Annotated in this window: 14 protein-coding genes; 7 read left to right on the top strand and 7 right to left on the bottom strand. The window is 67.9% G+C overall.

All coding sequences use genetic code 11. The annotated features are described in order from the left end of the window. Positions 1–71 precede the first annotated feature (71 nt). From pnp to ACHMXA_RS14475, 4 genes are all read right to left on the bottom strand, one after another. Positions 72–2384, bottom strand: coding sequence for a polyribonucleotide nucleotidyltransferase (pnp, locus tag ACHMXA_RS14490; RefSeq protein WP_176667364.1), 2313 nt, complete (start codon positions 2382–2384; stop codon positions 72–74). A 206-nt stretch (positions 2385–2590) separates the two neighbouring features. Then, positions 2591–2857, bottom strand: coding sequence for a 30S ribosomal protein S15 (gene rpsO, locus ACHMXA_RS14485; RefSeq protein ID WP_007837783.1), 267 nt, complete (start codon positions 2855–2857; stop codon positions 2591–2593). Between the two features lie 179 nt (positions 2858–3036). Beyond that, positions 3037–4197 carry a pyridoxal phosphate-dependent aminotransferase gene (locus tag ACHMXA_RS14480; protein WP_176667363.1) on the bottom strand — a complete coding sequence of 387 codons (1161 nt, stop codon included), beginning with the start codon at positions 4195–4197 and terminating at the stop codon, positions 3037–3039. 30 nt (positions 4198–4227) lie between these two features. Then, complete coding sequence (locus ACHMXA_RS14475; RefSeq protein WP_176667362.1) at positions 4228–5529, bottom strand: branched-chain amino acid ABC transporter substrate-binding protein; 1302 nt, start codon at positions 5527–5529, stop codon at positions 4228–4230. Between the two features lie 124 nt (positions 5530–5653). On the opposite strand from ACHMXA_RS14475, the gene ACHMXA_RS14470 reads away from it, so the two are divergent. Together ACHMXA_RS14470 and ACHMXA_RS14465 are read left to right on the top strand one after the other, a co-directional pair. After that, the gene (locus tag ACHMXA_RS14470) at positions 5654–6025 is read left to right on the top strand and encodes an Hsp20/alpha crystallin family protein (protein ID WP_176667361.1); all 372 of its coding nucleotides are present in this window, start codon (positions 5654–5656) and stop codon (positions 6023–6025) included. Between the two features lie 188 nt (positions 6026–6213). Further along, the gene (locus ACHMXA_RS14465; RefSeq protein WP_176667360.1) at positions 6214–6972 is read left to right on the top strand and encodes an alpha/beta hydrolase-fold protein; all 759 of its coding nucleotides are present in this window, start codon (positions 6214–6216) and stop codon (positions 6970–6972) included. Here ACHMXA_RS14465 and tsaD read toward each other — a convergent pair. Beyond that, the gene (tsaD, locus tag ACHMXA_RS14460) at positions 6908–7969 is read right to left on the bottom strand and encodes a tRNA (adenosine(37)-N6)-threonylcarbamoyltransferase complex transferase subunit TsaD (RefSeq protein WP_176667359.1); all 1062 of its coding nucleotides are present in this window, start codon (positions 7967–7969) and stop codon (positions 6908–6910) included. The genes ACHMXA_RS14465 and tsaD overlap by 65 nt on opposite strands. Before the next feature lie 94 nt (positions 7970–8063). Here tsaD and ACHMXA_RS14455 point away from each other — a divergent pair, with 94 nt between their 5' ends. The 4 genes from ACHMXA_RS14455 to ACHMXA_RS14440 all read left to right on the top strand — a co-directional run bounded on the left by ACHMXA_RS14455 (position 8064) and on the right by ACHMXA_RS14440 (position 12732). Next, on the top strand, positions 8064–9329 hold the full coding sequence (locus ACHMXA_RS14455) for a nitrate regulatory protein (RefSeq protein WP_176667358.1): 1266 nt from the start codon (positions 8064–8066) through the stop codon (positions 9327–9329). 353 nt (positions 9330–9682) lie between these two features. Then, complete coding sequence (locus tag ACHMXA_RS14450; protein ID WP_176667357.1) at positions 9683–10927, top strand: CmpA/NrtA family ABC transporter substrate-binding protein; 1245 nt, start codon at positions 9683–9685, stop codon at positions 10925–10927. Positions 10928–10937: 10 nt separating this feature from the next. Further along, the gene (ntrB, locus tag ACHMXA_RS14445; RefSeq protein WP_176667356.1) at positions 10938–11867 is read left to right on the top strand and encodes a nitrate ABC transporter permease; all 930 of its coding nucleotides are present in this window, start codon (positions 10938–10940) and stop codon (positions 11865–11867) included. 55 nt (positions 11868–11922) lie between these two features. Then, complete coding sequence (locus tag ACHMXA_RS14440) at positions 11923–12732, top strand: ABC transporter ATP-binding protein (RefSeq protein ID WP_176667355.1); 810 nt, start codon at positions 11923–11925, stop codon at positions 12730–12732. Between the two features lie 29 nt (positions 12733–12761). Here ACHMXA_RS14440 and ACHMXA_RS14435 read toward each other — a convergent pair whose 3' ends face one another. Beyond that, positions 12762–14039 (bottom strand): ANTAR domain-containing protein, encoded by a 1278-nt coding sequence (locus tag ACHMXA_RS14435; RefSeq protein WP_256099154.1) that lies wholly within the window; start codon positions 14037–14039, stop codon positions 12762–12764. Positions 14040–14308: 269 nt separating this feature from the next. On the opposite strand from ACHMXA_RS14435, the gene ACHMXA_RS14430 reads away from it, so the two are divergent. After that, positions 14309–15565 (top strand): nitrate/nitrite transporter, encoded by a 1257-nt coding sequence (locus ACHMXA_RS14430; RefSeq protein ID WP_176667353.1) that lies wholly within the window; start codon positions 14309–14311, stop codon positions 15563–15565. A gap of 113 nt (positions 15566–15678) precedes the next feature. On the opposite strand, the gene ACHMXA_RS14425 is transcribed toward ACHMXA_RS14430, so the two are convergent. After that, positions 15679–17400: a bifunctional protein-serine/threonine kinase/phosphatase gene (locus ACHMXA_RS14425; protein WP_176667352.1), complete on the bottom strand. Its 1722-nt coding sequence runs from the start codon at positions 17398–17400 to the stop codon at positions 15679–15681. Positions 17401–17461 lie beyond the last annotated feature (61 nt).

The raw sequence follows: 17461 nt of genomic DNA, 5'->3' as shown, positions 1-17461 counted from the left end.
GCGAAGCTTGACGTTCAAAAGATAGCAACGGCGGCCGGCTGCACGAGCAAGCCGCCGCCGCTGCGCCCTTCTTACTCCTGAGGCTCGCGCGGGGCCTGCGGCTGCTCGCCGGCGGGCGCTTCGCTGCGCGGCTGCTGTTGCTGCTCGCCGTTGAAGCGCGGTGCGCGCTCGCCACGCTCGCCGCGATCACCACCGCGATCGCCACGGTCGCCGCGATCGCCACGTTCACGACGCTCGCCGCGGTCACCACGGTCTTCGCGGGGCGGGCGCTCGCTGTATTCCATGCCGGCCGGACGCTCGGTCAGAGCCTTCATGGACAGCTTGACGCGGCCCTTCTCGTCCGTTTCCAGGACCTTGACCTTCACGATCTGGCCTTCGCTCAGGTAGTCGGTCACCTTCTCGACGCGCTCGTGCGCGATCTGGCTGATGTGCAGCAGGCCGTCCTTGCCGGGCAGCAGGTTGATGAGCGCGCCGAAGTCCAGGATCTTGGTGACCGGGCCCTCGTAAACCTTGCCGATTTCGACTTCGGCCGTGATCTGCTCGATGCGCTTCTTGGCCAGCTCGGCCTTTTCCGGATCGGTCGAGGCGATGGTGATGGTGCCGTCTTCGTCGATGTTGATCGTCGTGCCGGTTTCTTCCTGCAGGCCACGGATGACCGCGCCGCCCTTGCCGATCACGTCGCGGATCTTCTCGGGGTTGATCTTCAGCGTGGTCAGGCGCGGAGCGAACTGCGACACGTCGGCCTTGGCCTCGCCCATCGCTTCCTGCATCTTGCCGAGGATGTGCATGCGCGCTTCCTTGGCCTGGGCCAGCGCGACCTGCATGATTTCCTTGGTGATGCCCTGGATCTTGATGTCCATCTGCAAGGCGGTGATGCCGTTGGTCGTGCCGGCCACCTTGAAGTCCATGTCGCCCAGGTGATCTTCGTCGCCCAGGATGTCGGTCAGCACCGCGAAGCGGTTGTCTTCCTTGATCAGGCCCATGGCGATGCCCGCCACGTGCGCCTTCATGGGCACGCCGGCGTCCATCATCGAGAGGCAGCCGCCGCAGACCGAAGCCATCGACGACGAGCCGTTCGACTCGGTGATTTCCGACACCACGCGAACCGTGTACGGGAACTCTTCCTTGTTCGGCAGCACGGCGACGAGCGCGCGCTTGGCCAGGCGGCCGTGGCCGATTTCGCGGCGCTTGGTCGAGCCCATGCGGCCCACTTCGCCGGTGGCGAAGGGAGGCATGTTGTAGTGGAACAGGAAGCGGTCTTCGTACTCGCCGGCCAGCGCGTCGATGCGCTGCGCGTCGCGTTCGGTGCCGAGCGTGGTGATGACCAGCGCCTGCGTTTCGCCGCGCGTGAACAGCGCCGAGCCGTGGGTGCGGGGCAGCACCGAATTGCGGATCTCGATGGGGCGCACGGTGCGCGTGTCGCGGCCGTCGATGCGGGGCTCGCCCGACAGGATCTGGCTGCGCACGATCTTCGATTCGATGGCGAACAGCAGGTCGGAAACCTTGCCGGAGTCGAATTCGGCGCCTTCGGCCTTCAGGGCCTCGAGCACGCTGGCGTTGGCTTCGCGCAGGGCTTGCGTACGGGCCTGCTTGCTGCGGATCTGGTACACAGCGCGCAGTTTGTCTTCGGCCAGGCCCTTGACCTTGGCGACGAAGGCTTCGTCTTCGGCGGGAGCCTTCCAGTCCCACACCGGCTTGCCGGCGTCGCGCACGAGTTCATGGATCGCGTCGATGGCGATGTTGGCCTGCTCATGGCCGAACACCACGCCGCCCAGCATGATTTCTTCGCTGAGCTGCAGGGCTTCGGATTCGACCATCAGCACGGCGGATTGGGTGCCGGCGACGACGAGGTCCATCTGCGAATCCTTGCGGGCGGTCTGGCCCGGATTCAGCACGTACTGGCCGTTGATGTAGCCCACGCGGGCGGCACCGATCGGGCCGTTGAACGGCACGCCGGAGATCGACAGCGCGGCGCTCACGCCGATCATGGCTGCGATGTCGGCGTCGACTTCGGGATTCAGCGAGATCGTGTGGATGACCACGTGCACTTCGTTCAGGAAGCCTTCGGGGAACAGCGGGCGGATCGGGCGATCGATCAGGCGGCTGGTCAACGTTTCGTGTTCGCTGGGCTTGGCTTCGCGCTTGAAGAAGCTGCCGGGGATCTTGCCGGCGGCGTAGGTCTTCTCGATGTAGTCGACGGTCAGCGGGAAGAAGTCCTGGCCGGGCTTGGCCGACTTGGAGGCGACCACGGTCGCGAGGATGACGGTGCCCTCGATGTCGACGAGCACTGCGCCGCTGGCCTGGCGGGCGATTTCGCCCGTTTCCATGACCACGGTCTTGCCGCCCCATTGGAACGACTTGGTGACTTTGTTGAAGAGGCTCATGTTTTGCTCCTGTTTTGATAGCGAACTACACGGAGTCCGCAGGTGACGGAGGCTTCTCAGAACACGATGCCATTCCAGCGAAGCTCGGCAGGAACTTCATTGGAATGACACAGCTTCGCTCTGTTTGGGCACTCCGAAAGTGGATCGCGAAGTAAAAAACGCCTGAGCTAGCGGACTAACCCAGGCGTTTCTTCATGCGATTTGGATTACTTGCGCAGACCCAGCTTGGCGATCAGCGCGGTGTAACGGTCGGCGTCCTTGGACTTGAGGTAGTCGAGGAGCTTGCGGCGGCGGCTCACCATGCGCAGCAGGCCGCGGCGACCGTGGTGGTCCTTGGCGTGCGTCTTGAAATGGGGGGTGAGCTCGTTGATGCGGGCGGTCAGCAGTGCGACTTGCACTTCGGGGCTGCCGGTGTCGTTGGCGGCACGGGCGTTGTCCTTGACAACTTCGGCCTTGATGGAGGCTGCGATCATGTTGATTTCCTTGTTCCTGGGTGTTTGACTTGCGGCAAGGGCTGGAACTGCCCTCGCCGTGCGCCTTGCGGCATGCAAAGCCTTGGGATTATAGCCCGACCGTCCCGTCGGGGCTTTTTTGCCCCTTCGCGCGCGCCCCCGGAGGCTCCTGTCGAGCTGCCGCCCTGCCCTGCCTGTTTCTACTTCTGCCGCGCCAGCCAGTCGCGCAGCCGCTCCACGCCCTTCACCAGCCGCTGCGGATCCTTCGAGGCGAAGCACCAGCGCAGCCAGCCCTGCGCCTCGGGCGCGAAGGCATTGCCCGGCGCGAGCCCCAGGCCAGCCTCCGCCACCAGCCGCTTGGCCACTTCGAGCGAATCGCCGAAACCTTCGAGACGGAAGAAGGCGTACATGCCGCCCTTGGCCGGCGCCACCTGCACGCCCGGCAGCGCGGCCAGCAGCGGCACCAGCGTATCGCGGCACTGCTTCAGGTGCGCCACCACGCGCGGCGTGATCTCGGCCGTGTGCTCGATGGCGGCGATGGCGGCGCGTTGCGTGAACACGCTGGCGCAGGAAGTGTTGAACTCGATCAGCTTGCCGATGCCCTCCACCATCGACGGCGGCAGCACCAGCCATCCCAGGCGCCAGCCGGTCATGAGGAAGCTCTTGGAGAAGCTGTGCGTGACCACGAGCCGGTCGTCCGGCTTCGAGATGTCGAGGAAGCTCGGCGCGCAGGCGTTGGGCGTGGGCTCGAAGTAGAGCCGCTCGTACACCTCGTCGGCCAGGATCCAGGTGCCGGTCTGGCGGCAGTGGTCGAGCACGGCCTGCTGCTCGTCGCGGCTCATGGTCCAGCCCGTTGGATTGTTCGGCGCGTTGACGATCAGCAGCTTCGTCTTCGACGTGACCGCCGCGCGCAGCGCCGGCAGGTCGAGCGTCCATTGCCCGTTCACCGGCACCAGCGGCAGCGTGCGCACCTGCGCACCCATGATCGCGGGCTGCGCCGTCAGGTTCGGCCACACCGGCGTGACCGCGACCACCTCGTCGCCCGCATCGACCAGCGCCTGCACCGCCAGCATCAGCGCGCTCACACCGCCCGAGGTGACGGCGATGCGCGATGCATCGACTGCCGGATGCAGCGCGCTGGTGTAGCGCGCGATGGCCTCGCGCAGCTCGGGCAGGCCGAGGTTGTGGGCATAGAAGGTCTCGCCGCGCTGCAGCGATTCGATGGCCGCCTGGCGGACCACCTCGGGGGTGACTTCGTCGCTCTCGCCGAACCAGAAGGCCAGCACGTCGTCGCGCCCCATGCCGGCGTTGGCGACTTCGCGGATCTTCGATGCTTCGAGGTTGTGGATGGCTTCACGCATGTCGGCAGTTCCTGTTGTTCGTCATCGGATTCAAGGTCTCTTCATCTTGCACGAGGTCGGCAGTTCGGCGCGCTCGGGGGCAATCGTCTTGACCACGCGGAAGCCGTAGCCCGAGCCTTCCACGTCGAACTGCACGCCGGGCCTGCCCTGCCTGTCCATCACGCCCACCACCAGCTGCTGCTGGAACTGATGGTCCGCTGCGCGCATGCGTCCGCGCTGGCCGTACAGGCTCACGTCGGCCTGCTCCAGTGCGCGCGCCACCGGTACCGCATCGACGCTGCCCGCGCGTTCGACAGCCTGCACCAGCGCCTCGACCATGAGCTGCAGCCGCATGTGCACGTAGTCGTCGGAAGGCTTCGGAAAGCGCGCCCGGAAGGCTCGGTAGAAAGCCTCGGACTGCGCCGTCTGCACGTTGGGCAGCCAGTCGGCCACGGCCACCACGCGCCCGATGCCCGCGTCGCCGATCGCGGCCGGCGCGCCCAGCGCATTGCCGTAGAAGGTGTAGAAGCTGCCGTTGAAGCCCGCCTCGCGCGCGGCCTTCACCAGCAGCGTGAGATCGTTGCCCCAGTTGCCCGTGACCACCGCCTGCGCGCCGCTGGCGATGATCTTCGTGGCGTAGGGCGCGAAATCCTTCACCTTGCCCATGGGGTGCAGTTCGTCGCCGACGATCTCCACGTCGGACCGCTGCGCGCCGAGCTGCCGGCGTGCCTCGCGCAGCACGGCCTGGCCGAAGCTGTAGTCCTGTCCGATCAGGTAGACGCGCTTGAGCGCCGCGTCGTCCTTCACCACGTCCATCAGCGCGGCCATGCGCATGTCGGCGTGCGCGTCGAAGCGGAAGTGCCAGAAGCTGCAGCGCTCGTTCGTGAGCGACGGATCGACCGCCGCGTAGTTCAGGAAGATCGCGCGCCGCGAAGGATCGCGCTCGTTGTTCTTGTCGATAGCATCGACCAGCGCCGCTGCCGTGGCCGACGAATTGCCCTGCAGCACGATGCGCGCGCCGTCGTCCAGCGCGGCGCGCAGCGCGGAGAGCGCTTCCTCGTTCTGCCCCTTGCTGTCGTAGCGGTCGAGCTGCAGCGGCCGTGCACCTCCGGGAACACCCGCCAGCTTGACCCCGCCTCGCGCATTCACGCGCTCCACGGCCCACAGCAGGTTGCGGAACACGGCTTCCCCGGTGTTGGCGAAGGGTCCGCTCATGCTTTCGATGAGAGCCAGCCGGATGGGCGCGGGAGGCGCTGCGGACGGCGCCTGCGCAAGCGCCGCGAAGGGCCTCGCGCATAGCGCCAGCGCCGCGAATTTCAAGGTCTCGCGACGCAAATTAAAGGGGGGATTCATTGTCTTGAAACGCGTGCCGCTGCGCCTAGATGAGGTCTCAAGCGGCACTCACGATTGAACGGCCGCGCAGTGTAAGGGACACACATTCCTTGTCCCCATTGTGTTGATTCAGGAGTTCTTCATCATGTTTTTCGCCCCCACCCTTCGCACCGCCCGCTTCGCTCCCCGTGCGTATGACCGCTCGTTCGAACGCTTCGTGAACGAAGCCTTCGCAGGCGCCCGCCGCTCGCCCCTGGTGGAGCAGGACGACAAGAGCTGGACCCTCTCGCTCGACGTGCCGGGCTTCGCGCGTGAAGACCTCTCGATCAGCATCGAAGGCGCCGTCCTGCGCATCGAGAGCAAGGCCGAAGCCAAGCGCCTGTTCAAGGCCGCCTACGAACTGCCGCAGGACATCGACGTGGCCGCCAGCGAAGCGAAGCTCGAGAACGGCGTGCTCACGCTGAAGCTCGGCAAGCTGGTGCCGGTGAGCCAGGCCACGCAGTTGCAAATCAACTAATTCGGCCTATGCCCACAAGAGGAAAATGTTAGTAAGGCTCGGTTTTTGACTTTAAACGAGCACCTTATTCACAATAGCGCTGGATAACGTCACATGATGTGACGTTTTCTTAGAACTTTCTTCTTCGTGGGCGTCTTGTAAACGCACCGAACGGCTACGGTGCGGTTCGGGTGCCCCCAAAAGGCACCATGAAAACGCACCTTCAGCCCGCCAACCCCAACGAACAATCCGACACGCTCCTGGTGTTCCTGCCCGGGGCCTACCTGAAGCCCGACGAGTTCGAGCGCGAAGGTTTCATCGACGCCGTGCGCGAGCGTCATCTGGCGGCCGACGCGCTGCTGGTCGACGCGGATGTTTCCTACTACTACGAGCAGACGCTGAGCGACCGCCTGCACACCGAGGTCATCGAGCCGCAGCGCGCCAAGGGCTACAAGTCGATCTGGCTCGTGGGCATTTCCATCGGCGGCTTCGGCGCGCTGATCCACGAACTGGCGCGGCCGGGCTCGGTGGACGGCATCGTGGCGCTCGCGCCCTACCTGGGTCGCCGGGTGCTCGGCGCGGAGATCAAGAAGGCCGGCGGCCTGCGCGCCTGGCAGGCACCCACCGGACCGCAGCCCGACGAGGAGCCCGACCGCAAGCTCTGGCCCTTCTTCCAGCAGTACCTGGAAGCCAAGCCGTCGAAGAACCTGCCGCCGCTGTACCTCGGGTTCGGCCTGGAAGACCGCTTTGCCAGCAACCACAAGCTGCTGGCCGACGCCCTGCCGCCGGGGCGCGTCTTCACGACCGAGGGCGGCCACGACTGGCCGCAATGGCGCCAGCTATGGCGCAACGTGCTGGATGTGCTGCCGCTGCCGGCCGCCGGCAGGCAGTCGAGGCAAACGATTACGCAGTCTCAGGTAGCGCCGATTCAGGCACGGACAGCGCAGCCATGGGCCATCGCGGCCTGACGTCGAAGGCATAGCGCTCGCTCGCCTGCGACAGCCCCGACTGCAGCCGCATCGCGGCAGCCATGGCGATCATGGCGCCGTTGTCGGTGCACAGGTGCAGCTCGGGGTAGTGCACCCGCACCTTGCGCCTGGCGCATGCCGCATCCAGCTGCTCGCGCAGGCTCCTGTTGGCCCCCACGCCTCCAGCCACCACCAGCCGCTTGAGGCCGGTCTGGTCCAGCGCAGTCAGAGATTTCTTCAGCAGCACCTCGACGATGGCCGCCTGCGTGGACGCCGCCAGGTCGGCCTTGCGGGCTTCGAGCTCGTCGCCCAGCTTCTTTGCCTGCGTGAGCACTGCGGTCTTCAGTCCGGCGAAGGAGAAGTCGAGATCGCCGCTGTGCAGCAGCGGGCGCGGCAGCTTGAAGGCCGCGGCATCGCCGCCCTCTGCCAGCTTCGCGAGCCACGGCCCGCCGGGATACGGCAGGCCCATCAGCTTGGCGCTCTTGTCGAAGGCCTCGCCGGCCGCGTCGTCGATGGTTTCACCGAGCAGCTCGTAGCGCCCCACGCCATCCACCCGCATCAGCTGGGTATGCCCACCCGACACCAGCAGCGCGACGAACGGAAACTCCGGCGGGTCGGCGCTCAGGAACGGCGACAGCAGGTGCCCTTCGAGGTGATGCACCCCCAGCACCGGCTTGCCCAGCGCCACGCCCAGCGCACAGGCCACGCCGGCGCCCACCAGCAGCGCGCCCGCGAGCCCCGGCCCGCGCGTGTAGGCCACCACGTCGATCTCGCCGAGCGAGCGGCCGGCCTCGGCCATGACCGTCTCGGTCAGCGGAAGCACGCGGCGGATGTGGTCGCGGCTGGCCAGTTCGGGCACCACGCCGCCGTAGGCCTGGTGCATGGCGATCTGGCTGTGCAGCGCGTGCGAACGCAGCACCGGCAGCGCGTTGCCGTGCGACTCGACCAGCGCCACGCCGGTCTCGTCGCAGGATGATTCGATTCCCAACAAGAGCATGGCGCCGAGTGTAGGCGCCGCCCTCCGCCGACGCCCGCAAGGGGGCAAACGGCACGGATGTTGCAGTGACGCAGCCAGAGCCACGCGCCCCACCATGAAATCCGGATTGAGCTTCCTCATCGCCGCCCGCCGCTGCGAAATCGACGAACTGGACCGGCTCGCCCGCACCAGCGAGCTGGTGGGCCTGATCGGCCGGCTGGTGCACGCGCTGCAGCGCGAGCGGGGCATGTCGAACATGTTCCTCACCTCGCGCGGCGGCCGCTTCGCCGAGCAGCGCGGCCCGCAGATCGCCGAATGCGTCGCGCTCGAGCAGGAGGTCCGCACCTGTTTCGACCAGCTCGAGGCCGACAACTACCACCGCGGCTCCGACGCCGGCAACAACGCGCGCCTGTTCAGCCGCATCGCCTGGGTGCTGCCGGGCCTGGACGCCCTGCCCGCCCTGCGCCGCCGCATCGACGCGCTCGAGCTCAAGCCGGCGCAATCCACCGCCGCTTTCGCCAAGCTGGTCGCGGGCCTGCTCTCGGTGGTGTTCGAGGCCGCCGACGGCGCCACCGACCCCGAGATCTCTCGCCTGCTGGTCGCGATGTTCAACTTCATGCAGGGCAAGGAATTCGCCGGCCAGGAGCGCGCATTCGGCTCCGCCGCGCTCGCGCTGGGCCGCAGCGACGAGGCGCAGCGCCTGCAGTGGCTTCACCTGATCGAATCGCAGGAGCGCTGCTTCCAGGTCTTCACCGACTTCTCGGGCGAAGAGGTGCTCGCGCTCTGGCACGACATCCAGCCCGACGCCGAAGTGGCCGATCTCGAACGCATCCGCCGGCGCGGCGCGGCGTCCGGGCCGGCCGACGTGCCGTTGAGCCAGGCCTGGTTCGACTGCTGCACCCGCCGCATCGACGCCATGAAGACCGTAGAGGAGCGTCTGGCCGGCGACCTGCGCGCGCTGTGCGAGCACAAGACCGCGCAGGCCCGCAGCGAGCTTCGCGAATACCGCCAGCTGCTCGACTCTCTGGCGCCGCAGGCCGGCGCGCTCTTCTTCGACGACGCCGATGCCCAGGCGGCAGCACCGGCCCAGCTGGGCCGCCACCTGGAGCGCTCGGTGCTCGACATGGTCCAGGAGCAGTCGCGCCGGCTGCAGGCCATGAGCGATGAACTCGAGACCGTGCGCGCCTCGCTCAACGAACGCAAGATCGTCGAGCGCGCCAAGGGCCTGCTGATGGCGCACCGCCGCCTCAGCGAGGAAGACGCCCACAAGATGCTGCGCCAGACCGCCATGAACCAGAAGCGCAGGCTGGTCGACGTGGCCGAGTCGATGCTCGCGATGGCCGACTACCTGCCCATGCTCGACCGCGCACCGCCGCGCTGAAGCGAGCGGCCCGGGCGTTCGAATTTGGTGCACCGCACAACAACCGTGCCACCCACCCTTTGCCGCCCGGCCTGCCCCTCCCCCGCTGCGCGCTGCGGCTTCGTGCGACATCCAGCTACTTTCTTGATAGCAGCCGGCAAATCTCGAAGCTGGCACACCGCTTGCAAGCAATAAGTTCATAGGTCCTCGATGGACCTTCAGGCAGGCGGCATCCAACGGCGGGTGCTTCCTACCGACCGGACAAAGGCGTCCCCATCCCGCAAGGGCTCGTTTTCGAGCAGCCCCTGCGCGGTGCGGACGCCTTTTCGTTTTTGTCTTTCTTGTTTGTTCGTCTTCAACCGGAGCCCCGCCACATGACCGACCTGCTCAAAACCCGTCTCAGCCGACGCCGCGTCCTGCAAGCCGCCGCCATCGGCGCCGTGGGCATCGACCCTGCGCTGCGCGCGGCCGTCTGGGCCCAGGGCTCCGACAAGCCCGAGAAGGAAGAAGTGAAGATCGGCTTCATCCCGCTGACCGACTGCGCCAGCGTGGTGATGGCCTCGGTGCTGGGCATCGACAAGAAGTACGGCGTGAAGATCGTGCCCAGCAAGGAAGCCAGCTGGGCCGGCGTGCGCGACAAGCTGGCCAACGGCGAGCTCGACTTCGCCCACGTGCTTTACGGCCTGGTCTACGGCATGCACCTGGGCCTGAGCGGCCCGAAGAAGGACATGGCCGTGCTCATGACGCTCAACAACAACGGCCAGGCCATCACGCTGTCGAAGAAGCTGGCCGACAAGGGCGCGGTGGACGCCGCATCGCTCGCCAAGCTCATCGCGAGCGAGAAGCGCGAATACACCTTCGCGCAGACCTTCCCCACCGGCACGCACGCCATGTGGCTGTACTACTGGCTCGCATCGGCCGGCATCGACCCGTTCAAGGACGTGAAGAACATCACCGTGCCGCCTCCGCAGATGGTCGCCAACATGCGCGTGGGCAACATGGACGGCTACTGCGTGGGCGAGCCCTGGGGCCAGCGCGCGATCATGGACGGCATCGGCATCACCGCCATCACCACGCAGGACATCTGGAAGGACCACCCCGAGAAGGTGCTGGGCACCACCGCCGAGTTCGCGAAGAAGTACCCCAACACCGCGCGCGCCGTGACGGCCGCCATCCTGGAGGCCGGCAAGTGGATCGACACCGGCCTGCAGAACAAGAACAAGATGGCCGAGACCATCGCCGACAAGAGCTACGTCAACACCAGCGTGGACGCCATCAACCAGCGCATCCTGGGCCGCTACACCAACGGCCTGGGCAAGAGCTGGGACGACCCCAACCACATGAAGTTCTACAACGGCGGCGCCGTGACCTTCCCGTACCTGTCGGACGGCATGTGGTTCCTCACGCAGCACAAGCGCTGGGGCCTGCTGAAGGAGCACCCCGACTACCTGAAGGTGGCCACCGAGATCAACCGCATCGACATCTACAAGCAGGCCGCCGCCGCCACGCAGACGCCGGTGCCCAAGGAAACGATGCGCACCAGCAAGCTCTTCGACGGCTCCGTCTGGGACGGCAAGGACCCGAAGAAGTACGCCGATTCCTTCAAGCTCCATGCATAGGGAGAACACCATGGTCAGCGCAGTCTTCCACTCGCCGCTCGATGTGGCCGCCGCCCAGTCGGCGCCCTCCGCCCCGCCCAAGCCGGCCGCCTCCAAGGTGGCGGCTCCGCAGCCGGTGCCGGCCCCCGCACCCGAGCCGCGCACCCGCGCGCCGCTCGACCTGCGCGCCTTCTGGATGCGCGTGCTTCCGCCGCTGGCGGGCTTCGGACTGCTGCTGCTGATCTGGGAGGTGGTGGCCATGAAGAGCACCACCGGCTTCCCCACGCCCGCTGCCACCTGGCAGCAGGCGGTGACGGTGTTCAGCGACCCGTTCTACAGCAAGGGCCCCAACGACCAGGGCGTGGGCTGGAACGTGCTCTCCTCGCTGCAGCGCGTGGCATTGGGCTTCGGCCTCGCCGCGCTGGTCGGCATTCCGGCCGGCTTCGCCATCGGGCGCTTCGAGTTCCTCTCGCGCATGTTCAACCCGCTGATCAGTCTGCTGCGCCCCGTGTCGCCGCTCGCCTGGCTGCCCATCGGCCTGCTGGTGTTCAAGGGCGCCAACCCGGCGGCCATCTGGACCATCTTCATCTGCTCGATCTGGCCGATGATCATCAACACCGCCGTGGGCGTGCAGCGCGTGCCCGCCGACTACATGAACGTGGCCAAGGTGCTGAACCTGAGCGAGTGGAAGATCCTCACCAAGATCCTCTTTCCCGCCGTGCTGCCCTACATGCTGACCGGCGTGCGGCTGGCCGTAGGCACCGCCTGGCTGGTGATCGTGGCCGCCGAAATGCTTACCGGTGGCGTCGGCATCGGCTTCTGGGTGTGGGACGAGTGGAACAACCTCAACGTAGCCAACATCATCATCGCGATCTTCGTGATCGGCATCGTCGGCCTGGTGCTGGAGTTCGCGCTCATCAAGCTCGCAACCGCGTTCACGTTCGAAGAGGTGAAGTCATGAGCCGCACGGCCGCTCCGAAGGCGAATACCGCAGCGCTGCTGCACGGAGGTTTCCAATGATCGACGACACCAAGTACATCGAGATCCACGGCGTCGAGCAGGCGTTCAAGACGCCCAAGGGCCGCTTCGTCGCGCTGCGCGACGTGAACCTGAACGTGGCCAAGGGGGAGTTCATCACGCTCATCGGCCACTCGGGCTGCGGCAAGTCGACGCTGCTGAACCTGATCGCCGGGCTCACCACGCCCACGCAGGGTTCGCTGCTGTGCGCCAACAAGGAGATCAAGGGCCCCGGCCCCGAGCGCGCGGTGGTGTTCCAGAACCACTCGCTGCTGCCCTGGCTCACCTGCTTCGAGAACGTGTACCTCGCGGTGGAGCGGGTGTTCGCGGCCACCGAGAGCAAGGCGCAGCTTCGCGCCCGCACCGACGCGGCGCTGGCGCTGGTCGGCCTCTCGCACGCCGCGCAGAAGCGCCCCGGCGAGATCTCCGGCGGCATGAAGCAGCGCGTGGGCATCGCACGCGCGCTGTCGATGGAGCCCAAGGTGCTGCTGATGGACGAGCCCTTCGGCGCGCTCGACGCCCTCACCCGCGCCAAGCTGCAGGACGAGCTGCTCGCGATCGTGCAGAAGACGCACAGCACGGTCGTCATGGTCACGCACGACGTGGACGAGGCCGTGCTGCTGAGCGACCGCATCGTGATGCTCACCAACGGCCCGGCAGCGACCATCGGCGAGGTGCTGTCGGTGGACATCCCGCGCCCGCGCAACCGCGTCGAACTGGCCGAAGACCCGGCCTACGTGCATGCGCGCAAGGCGGTGATCGACTTCCTCTACACGCGCCAGGCGCACGTGGAGAAGGTCGCGGCCTGATACCGCGCCCCGCGCCAGCACAACCGGCGTCAGGACATGATCACTTGCAGGCTGTGCTCGTACGACGCCGTGAGGCGTTCGAAAGTGTCGACCAGCGCCTCGCTGGAACGCACCAGCGTGGCGCGGCCGTCGGCGCTGTCGAGCGCCTGCACGCCGCCCACCAGCCGCAGCCATTCGTCGCGCGCGCTCGCCAGCGCGGCACGGATCTCGGCAGTGCTCAGCGGCGCACGCTCCAGTTCGAGCAGCGCGGCTTCGAACTCGGCCATGGTCGGCACCAGCCGTGCCTTGGTCGCTTCTTCCTTCAGCGCTGCGGCCAGCAGCGCGTCCTTGGCGAGCCGCTGCGCGCGCATGCGCTGCCGCCCGCAGATGTTGACGATGCGCAGCGCGCGCCGCGCGCCCGAGGTTTCGAGCGCCTCGGTGAGCGCCTCGGCGGCGTTCAGCAGCACTTCGGCGCGCCGGTCGATGTCGGCCAGTCCCGCCGCCGTCGGCTTTGCAGTCAGGGCTTCGGCCAGCCCGCTCCACGCGGACTGCGCCTGCGCGAGCGCCTCGACGCCGCCCGCGCCGAGTCCGAGGGCCGCCAAGTGATCCAGGTTCTGCTGCACCCGCTCGGAAGACTGCGTGCGCAGCAGCCTGGCCCGCTGCGCGTCGATGCCGCCCAGCAGCTGCGCCGCCACGCGCACCAGCCGCTGCGAGAGCATGCGCAGCTGCCCGGCGCGGTTGATCGCCTCCGCCCACTGCGCGGCCTCGATGACCGAACGCGACACCTCGCCGAGCCGCAGGTTCGCGTGCATCGCGGCGCCTCGCAGCAGGCCGAAGGCCTCGTCCTCGCCGATGCCGCGCGCGGACATCAGCAGGCCCTTGGCACGATCGACCCACTTGCGCTCGTCCATGCGGGTGCGCAGGTTCTCCAGTTCGGTGCGCAGCGCGGCCTCGCGCTGCCAGCGGGACGAGGCGCGCGCCATCAATGCGGCAAGCGATCCGGCCTCGATGGCATCGGCATGCAGCCAGGCGTGCACGCCGAGCGCGACCAGTTCCTCGTGCTGCGCGGCGTTCAGCGACCCGCTGGCGAGGCCCACAGCGCACGGCGGCACACCGGCCCAGCCGCGCAGGGCATCGAGCAGCGCGGGCGTGGGCACGGGCAGGAAGATCAGCACCTGCCGAGGAGCGAGCGCCTCGAACTGCCGTGCGAAACCAACGCAATCGGCAACGCCGAGCACGTCGATCCCAGCGCCGGACAAGGCCTTCGCCAGCGGCTGCGGCAGCACCGGGCCGGCAGGTTCATCGGGCAGGACAACGAGAAGGGACATCGTGGAGAAAGAACGGTGCGGGAGCGCACCGCGAGCATAGGCCACGCCCGCGCGAATCCGCGGGCACGCCTCTTGCATGAAACAGGGCGCGGTGTAACGAAGCACCGCTTTGGTGAAGAGGCTGCAGGCTCCTGCATCCGGCCCGGCAACACACATGCCGCGCGCACCCCCACGCTTGCAGCGTCCGCTGCCGGCACCCCGCTCCCAACCCCGTCCGTCGACACGGCCCCTCCAGGGCCGCGCCGCGGCTTTTTGCATCTTTGAACGCCATGTCAGGTTTCAGGAATTTCTTGCAGTCAGGCCACAGTCCGACACTGTTCGCGGCCTTCCTGTACTTCTCGTTCTCCTGCTGCATCTGGGTGCTCAACGGCGCCATGGCGCCCTTCATCGGCGAGACCTTCAGCCTCTCGCCGGCGCAGAAGGGCCTGATGCTGTCGGTGCCGATCATCGCGGGCGCGCTCATGCGTTTTCCGCTGGGCATCCTCTCGCAGTACATCGGCCGCAAGAAGGCCACGCTGGTCGAGATGGCGCTGATCGCGGTGGCGATGCTCTTCGGGTTCTTCTTCGTCAAGAGCTTCAACGACCTGCTCGCCATGGGCGTGCTGCTGGGCATCGCGGGCGCCAGCTTCGGCGTGGCGCTGTCGCTGGGCTCGGGCTGGTTCCCGCCGCAGCACAAGGGCCTGGCCATGGGGCTGGTGGGCGCGGGCAACGTGGGCACGGCCGTGTCGGTGCTGGTGGCGCCGCCGCTGGCCAACTGGCTGGGCTGGCAGGCGGTGTACGGCGTGGCCGCCGTCGCCATCCTGATCCCGATGGTCGTGATGGTGCTCTTCGCCAAGGAGCCGCCGGACGTGAACGCGCATTCGAGCTTCCGCGAGCACATCGCCTGCCTGTTCGAAAAAGACGGCTGGGTGTTCAGCCTGATCTACGGCGTGACCTTCGGTGGCTTCATCGGCCTCACGACCTTCCTGCCCTCGTATTACTACGACCAGTTCGGCGTGAGCAAAGTGCAGGCCGGCCAGCTGACCATGCTCGCGGCCTTCATGGGCGCGGCGGTGCGCGTCGTGGGCGGCTGGATCTCCGACCGCTGGGGCGGCGTGAACACGCTTACCGTGGTGCTGCTGGTGGTGGCCGTGGGCCTTGTGCTGGTGGGCGTCTCTTCCGGTTCGCTGACCGTCACCACGCTGGTGCTGATCGTCTGCTTCGCCGCGCTGGGCGCGGGCAACGGCGCCCTCTTCCAGCTGGTGCCGCTGCGCTGGCCCGCGAGCACGGCGGTGGCCGGCTCGATGATCGGCGAGATCGGCGCGCTGGGCGGCGGCCTGGTGCCCAACGCCATGGGCCTGTCGAAGCAGTACCTGGGCAGCTACCTCTGGGGCTTCATCTTCTTCGCGGCGCTCTCACTCGTGATGCTGGGCGTGATGCGCGTGATGCAGATCCGCTGGACCCGCACCTGGGCCGAGAAGGGTGGCCGCGCGCGCGTCGTGCCGGCCCATGCGCCGGCTTCGCAACCGGCGAGGCGCTCCGCATGAATCCGCGCGCCCCTATGCCAGGAACACCGTGGAACCGGCTTTGCCGGGCCACCGGTGCTGCCCCCGGAGAGGGGGTTGGCGGCCACACGCAGTGGGCAAGCCTGGGGGTGAGCTCAATGCGGCAGAAAAAGCAGCCACACGATCAACAGGAGGTTGAACAGCACCGACACGCCCAGCGCCAGCTGGTAGAGCACGAGCGGATCGCGGCGGATCAGCGGCGTGGCGGCGGGTGCGTTCACGGGGCGCGATGCACCGCGTTCGAGCGCGAGCAGCAGTTCCTCGGCGGTCTCGAAACGCTCGCGCGGATCGCGCGCGACGGCCTTGCGCACCAGGTGGTCGAGCCAGATCGGCAGGTCGGGCCGCAGCCGCGAAAGCGCGACCGGGTCGCGGCGGTAGCGCGCCACCTGGTAGGGCTCGATCTCGCCGTAGGGCAGATGGCCGGTGAGCCACTGGTAGAGCGTGACGCCGAGGGCGAACAGGTCGCTGCCCGCATTGGCGGTGCCGCCCTCCTCCCACTGCTCGGGATTGATGTAGCTGGGCGTGCCCGCATGCAGCTCGCGCTGGGCCGCGCCCTCCCTGCCGGACAGCGCCACGCCCAGGTCGAGGATGCGCCAGCGGCCGTCGTCGCCCAGGTGCAGGTTGCCGGGCTTGATGTCGCGGTGGATCACGCCTTGCCGATGCAGCCGGCCGAGCGCGCGGCTCAGTTCGATGCCGGCGGCCACCACATCGGCCACCGCGCCGCGCGGATTGGCCTTGCGCAGTTGCTCCAGCGTGCGCCCGCCGTGCCAGTCGAAAACGATGTAGAGCGCGCTCGCGTTCTCGGCGCGTTCATGCACGCGGACGAAGCCGCTGCCGCCCACGCGCAGCCCCAGCCAGGCCTCGTGCGCCAGCATCGCGCGCTCCTGCGGATCGCCGGCGCGCGAGGGATGCAGCGTCTTCAGCGCGACCAGCTCGCGCGTGACCGGATGACGCGCCTGGTAGAGCAGATGCACGCCGGTGTCGGCCACAAGCGCAGTGATCGCGTAGCCGTCGAGCACCTCGCCCACTTTCAGCGCGGGCGGCGGAGCGAGCCTGCGGCCGTCGCCGAGTTCGTCGTCGAGCTGCCGGGCGTCCAAACCCAACACGCGGATGACCAGCGCGGTCGCGTTGTCGCGCGTACCGGCGTCGAGCGCGGCATGCACCAGCGCCTCGCTGGCAGCCTCGGCGTCGTCGCCCCGCAGCGCCAGCGCAGCCACCTGCTGCGGCTTGAGCACGCCGTGCACGCCGTCGGAAGTGAGCACGAAGCAGTCACCCACGCGAACGTCGCCCTGCACGTAGTCGACACGCACCTGGTCGTCGAGGCCGATGGCGCGCGTCAGGCGGCTGCGCATGTCGGGATGGTCGAAGGCATGGTCCTGCGTGAGCGGCACGGCCGCTTCGCCGCCGGCGCGCACGCGCCAGGCGCGGGTGTCGCCGACGTGGGCCAGCGTGTAGCTCTGGCCATGAAGCACCAGTGCGGTGAGCGTGGTGAGGGCCGTGCCGCCCTCCTCGCTGCGCCTGCTCTGGCGGCGGCGGTTGTGGTCGGCCAGCCAGCCGTTCTGCGCGGCGACCAGCCGGTCGAGCGCGGCGGTCGGCTCCCAGGTGGCGGGCGTGGCGAAGTAGTCGGCCAGAAGCCCCATCACCGTGGTCTGCGCCGCTTCGCGGCCCCGGCCTCCGCTGGACACGCCGTCGGCAATGGCCGCGATGAGCCCGCGTGCCTCGTCGCCCGGCGGCGCATGCACCGCGCCGGCGAAGTCCTCGTTCACCTCGCGCGGTCCGCGCCGGCTGCTGTAGCCGATGTCCACTTCAAAGCTCATGGCGCGATTCTGAACGCGCGCCGCGGGCGCAAGTCCGCTTGATTTCCCTGAAAGGTCCAGC

This window comes from Variovorax sp. UC74_104, from assembly GCF_044055375.1.
Lineage (GTDB): Bacteria > Pseudomonadota > Gammaproteobacteria > Burkholderiales > Burkholderiaceae_C > Variovorax.
Note: the sequence above shows the minus strand (reverse complement) of the source record. Positions and strands in the feature narration are given on the sequence as shown.

What these genes read in the sequence shown, in the direction of transcription:
- ACHMXA_RS14425 (WP_176667352.1), bottom strand. Translation starts at nt 17,400, where the DNA reads ATGAGCTTTGAAGTGGACATCGGCTACAGCAGCCGGCGCGGACCGCGC.
- ACHMXA_RS14450 (WP_176667357.1), top strand. Translation starts at nt 9,683, where the DNA reads ATGACCGACCTGCTCAAAACCCGTCTCAGCCGACGCCGCGTCCTGCAA.
- ACHMXA_RS14435 (WP_256099154.1), bottom strand. Translation starts at nt 14,039, where the DNA reads ATGTCCCTTCTCGTTGTCCTGCCCGATGAACCTGCCGGCCCGGTGCTG.
- ACHMXA_RS14480 (WP_176667363.1), bottom strand. Translation starts at nt 4,197, where the DNA reads ATGCGTGAAGCCATCCACAACCTCGAAGCATCGAAGATCCGCGAAGTC.
- rpsO (WP_007837783.1), bottom strand. Translation starts at nt 2,857, where the DNA reads ATGATCGCAGCCTCCATCAAGGCCGAAGTTGTCAAGGACAACGCCCGT.
- ACHMXA_RS14470 (WP_176667361.1), top strand. Translation starts at nt 5,654, where the DNA reads ATGTTTTTCGCCCCCACCCTTCGCACCGCCCGCTTCGCTCCCCGTGCG.
- ACHMXA_RS14475 (WP_176667362.1), bottom strand. Translation starts at nt 5,529, where the DNA reads ATGAATCCCCCCTTTAATTTGCGTCGCGAGACCTTGAAATTCGCGGCG.
- ACHMXA_RS14440 (WP_176667355.1), top strand. Translation starts at nt 11,923, where the DNA reads ATGATCGACGACACCAAGTACATCGAGATCCACGGCGTCGAGCAGGCG.
- ACHMXA_RS14455 (WP_176667358.1), top strand. Translation starts at nt 8,064, where the DNA reads ATGAAATCCGGATTGAGCTTCCTCATCGCCGCCCGCCGCTGCGAAATC.
- ACHMXA_RS14430 (WP_176667353.1), top strand. Translation starts at nt 14,309, where the DNA reads ATGTCAGGTTTCAGGAATTTCTTGCAGTCAGGCCACAGTCCGACACTG.
- ntrB (WP_176667356.1), top strand. Translation starts at nt 10,938, where the DNA reads ATGGTCAGCGCAGTCTTCCACTCGCCGCTCGATGTGGCCGCCGCCCAG.
- pnp (WP_176667364.1), bottom strand. Translation starts at nt 2,384, where the DNA reads ATGAGCCTCTTCAACAAAGTCACCAAGTCGTTCCAATGGGGCGGCAAG.
- tsaD (WP_176667359.1), bottom strand. Translation starts at nt 7,969, where the DNA reads ATGCTCTTGTTGGGAATCGAATCATCCTGCGACGAGACCGGCGTGGCG.
- ACHMXA_RS14465 (WP_176667360.1), top strand. Translation starts at nt 6,214, where the DNA reads ATGAAAACGCACCTTCAGCCCGCCAACCCCAACGAACAATCCGACACG.